This is a genomic window from Leisingera sp. F5 (assembly GCF_001593695.1).
Genome location: NZ_LUKH01000229.1, coordinates 1 through 3,541, shown reverse-complemented (window position 1 = coordinate 3,541; position 3,541 = coordinate 1). Strand labels below are relative to the sequence as shown.

3 protein-coding genes and 1 pseudogene are annotated in these 3,541 nt (G+C 63.0%); 2 read left to right on the top strand and 2 right to left on the bottom strand.

Annotated features, from left to right (window positions below):
* Window positions 1-691, top strand: a 691-nt coding sequence (locus tag A2I95_RS27920; protein WP_291735161.1) for a lytic murein transglycosylase, incomplete at its 5' end; no start/stop codon positions are given.
* On the opposite strand, the gene A2I95_RS27915 is transcribed toward A2I95_RS27920, so the two are convergent.
* Window positions 688-1,032 (bottom strand): hypothetical protein, encoded by a 345-nt coding sequence (locus A2I95_RS27915; protein WP_367152819.1) that lies wholly within the window; start codon window positions 1,030-1,032, stop codon window positions 688-690. The genes A2I95_RS27920 and A2I95_RS27915 overlap by 4 nt on opposite strands.
* Before the next feature lie 70 nt (window positions 1,033-1,102).
* Window positions 1,103-1,570: a YbjN domain-containing protein gene (locus A2I95_RS27910; RefSeq protein ID WP_259989175.1), complete on the bottom strand. Its 468-nt coding sequence runs from the start codon at window positions 1,568-1,570 to the stop codon at window positions 1,103-1,105.
* A 121-nt stretch (window positions 1,571-1,691) separates the two neighbouring features.
* Between A2I95_RS27910 and A2I95_RS27905 the strand changes: the two are divergent.
* A pseudogene (locus A2I95_RS27905) lies at window positions 1,692-3,541 on the top strand (chromosome segregation protein SMC); the annotation flags it as partial.

Sequence of the window (3,541 nt, the reverse complement as noted above, 5' to 3'; positions counted from 1 at the left end):
GTTCAGCCAGGGCAATTTCGATCCCAAACGCACAACAGGCGCCTGGGCCGGCGAGATCGGCATGGTGCAGATGCTGCCCGGAGATATTCTGGATCATGGTGTCGATGCCGACGGTGATGGCCAGGTCAGCCTGAAAACCTCTGCCGCCGACGCGCTGATGTCGGGTGCGCGGATGCTGTCCCATTTGGGTTGGAAACCGGGCCAGCCCTGGCTGCAAGAGGTCATCATCCCCCAGGATCTGGATCTGACGCTGACAGGCACTGGACGCAAGAAATCCGTGGCCCAGTGGCGCGGTCTGGGCGTCTCAGCGCGGGACGGCAAACTACCCGATCCCTCCTTGCGCGCTTCGCTGCTGCTGCCGCAGGGCCACAAGGGGCCGGCTTTCCTCGCTTACCCCAACTTTGACGTCTATTTTGAGTGGAACCAGAGCTTTACCTATGTCCTCACCGCTGCCTACTTTGCCAACCGGCTGAAAGGCGCAGAAGCATTTAGCGCCGGCCAACCCGAAAGCGGGCTGAATGGCACCCAGATGAAGCAGTTGCAGCAGATACTCCAGGCCCGCGGCCATAACGTTGGGGATATCGACGGCATTCTTGGCGCCCGCACCCGGATTGCAGTGCAAAAAGAGCAAGCCCGCCTTGGCCTGCCCGCTGATGCCTGGCCGACGCCGGCGCTGCTGCAGAAGCTTTAACGGACCGGGAACCGCTCGCCCTTTTCGGTAATCAGGATGACCCGGCTTCCATTGCGCACATACAGATCGCAGCGGCCAAGCCCGTTGGCGAACTCCACGCAGACGCTGCCATCTGCGGCAATCCGGTAAGTGCCCCAAGCGGTGCCCCCGCCGTTCTCCGCCGAGTAGGTATAAGCATAGGCGCCATCGCTGCCATACAGCGACTCTCCGCCATCAAAAAAGCGAAAGGACCGGCCTGACAGCGCGTCCAGTTCGTCCTGCGCCAAGGCCGTGTCGCCGGGCCGCAGCGGCCAATCGCCGGCCAACGCGCTGCCTGCCATCAGAGATAGAAAAAGGGGCATGATCCGTTTCATGCCCCTACCTTAGCGGTTCACTTGTTAAGCTGGTGTCACGATCCGGTGACTCGTGGTTTCACCAGTCAATGAAAGTTTCGAAATCCTGCATCGCGCGATTCCAGATCCCCACGGCCTCGGCAAAATCATCCGGGCTCATGCCCTTTTTGCCCAGGAACACGTCCATTTCGATCCGGGCTGAGCCCTCTTCCGAGACATAGCCGCGGGCAAAACGGTTTTCATTGTTCCACTCGTTGATCTTGGACAGGCGCACGCTGCCGTCTGTCTGATAGCCGGAAAAGAACTGGATGGCCTCGCAGTTGGTGTTGTTGTCGCAGCCGTAGTAATAGACCGAGAAATCGTTGCCGTAATACTCAACTTTCAGGTTGGGATCACCTACGCTGTCCGTGGTTACTTCGACCTTGGCGCCTTCATCCTTGAAGAAACCGGCAACACTGTCGCCGGTCTTGGCCACTACATTCTGGGCCGCCGCGGCAACCGGGATCATCAAGACCACGGATGCGGCAATTGCTTTGAGCATATTCATTTGTCACTCCACTAATAAATTCGAAAACAAAAGCACCAATCCCAGTAGTGCCTCTGCCTTAGGCCACCATCGCCTCTGCTTTCTTCAGGTCAACTGAAACCAGCTGGCTAACGCCCTTTTCCTGCAGCGTCTGGTGGTGCAACGGGATTCGCTGGGCGATCAGGAGGCGCAGGCGCGCCAGACCATCGAGCGGCTCAGCAGCCGTGTTGTGCAGCTGGGCAACGACATTGAGCGCGAGGCGGGGCTCAACAAGGACGCCGGCGAAACCATCGAACGGCTGGAGTGGGAGCAGCGCGAGCTGTCCAAGGCCGGCGACGGGCATGACGGCAAGATGGCCGAAGCCGCGGAACTGGCGCGCGATGCCGGCTCGATCTTGCAGGCACGCGAGGATCATCTGGCGCAGGTGACCGAAGATGTGGCCCGTCTGGCGGCTCGCCACCAGTCGGCGCGCCGTGCATTAGAGGATTGCCAACGAGCTTTGGGCCGTTCCGAGGGCGAGGCTGAAAAGGCCCGCGCCGCCAAGGGCGAGGCGCAGGATGCCTTGGAACTGGCGGTGGAGAAATTCGAAACTTCGGTGGCCGCTGAGGAAGAGGCCCGCGAGGCCTCGGAAATGGCTGAAGAGGCGCTGGCCGATGCGGATGAGACCCGCACCGAGACTCAAAGCCGGGAGGCCGAAGCGCGTTCGCAGCGCTCTGAAGCCGAAGGCGGGCTGGGCGCGTTGCGCGCTGAGGTTACAGCGCTGGCCAAACTGGTGGAGCGGGATACCGCCGAGGGTGGGCAGATCCTGGACGAGCTGACAGTGGCTCCGGGGTATGAAAAGGCTCTGGGTGCGGCACTGGCCGATGATCTGCGCGCGCCGCTGGCGGAGGCGGACGGGCCGACGGGCTGGGTGGCGCTGTCCGGTTATGACCAGGATGCGCCCCTGCCCGATGGTGTGCAGCCTCTGGCGCTGTTTGTTTCCGGCCCTGATGCCCTGTCCCGCCGGGTGGCGCAGATCGGGCTGGTGGATGGCGATGCGGCAGCAGGGCTGCAAGCGTATCTGACGCCAGGGCAGCGTCTGGTGACGGTTGAGGGTGACTTGTGGCGCTGGGATGGTTACCGCGCCTGGGCCGAAGACGCGCCAAGTGCAGCAGCCCTGCGGCTGGAGCAATTGAACAAGCTGGAAGCGCTGAAGCAGGAGATGGAACGTGTCAGCGCTACGGCGGACGGCGCGCGTGCGGCACATGAGATGCTGTTGCGCAAGCTGGAGGAGGTGACGCTGGCCGACCAGAACGCCCGCCAGGCACGCCGCGTGGCCGACCAGCGGGTGGCAGACGCCGCGCGTGCGCTGAGCCGTGCCGAGGCGGACCGCAACCTGGCTGAGGCCAAACTTGAGACATTGGGGATTGCCGTCTCCCGCCATGAGGAAGACGCGCTGAGTTCCAGCCTGCAGCTGAAAGAGGCGGAAAAGGCGCTGGGGGATCTCGGCGATCTGGACCAGGCCCGCATTGCGGTTGAGGACATCAAGCAGTCGGTGGAGGCGGCGCGGATCACCATGCTGACGCACCGGTCCTCCCACGATGAGTTGCGCCGTGAAGGCGAGGCCCGTACCAAGCGCGCCCAGGAAGTGACCAAGGAGCTGTCCGGCTGGCGCCACCGTCTGGAGAGCGCTGAGGCACGGATCGCAGAATTGGCCGAACGCCGCGAAGCCTCGCAAGAAGAGCTGGAAGAGGCGAATGCGGTCCCGGCTGAGATTGCCGGGAAACGCGAGGAGCTGAACGAGGCGATTTCCGAGGCAGAGCTGCGTAAGTCCTCGGCAACAGAAGCTCTGATTGCAGCCGAGGCCGAACTGCGTGACGCGGTACATAAGGAACGCGAATGCGAGCGGCTGGCGTCTGAGGCACGCGAAACACGCGCCCGCTCTGTGGCGCGCAGCGATGCGGCCAAGGAGGCGGTGACCCAGGCCGCGGGCCGCATCATCGAGGCGCAACA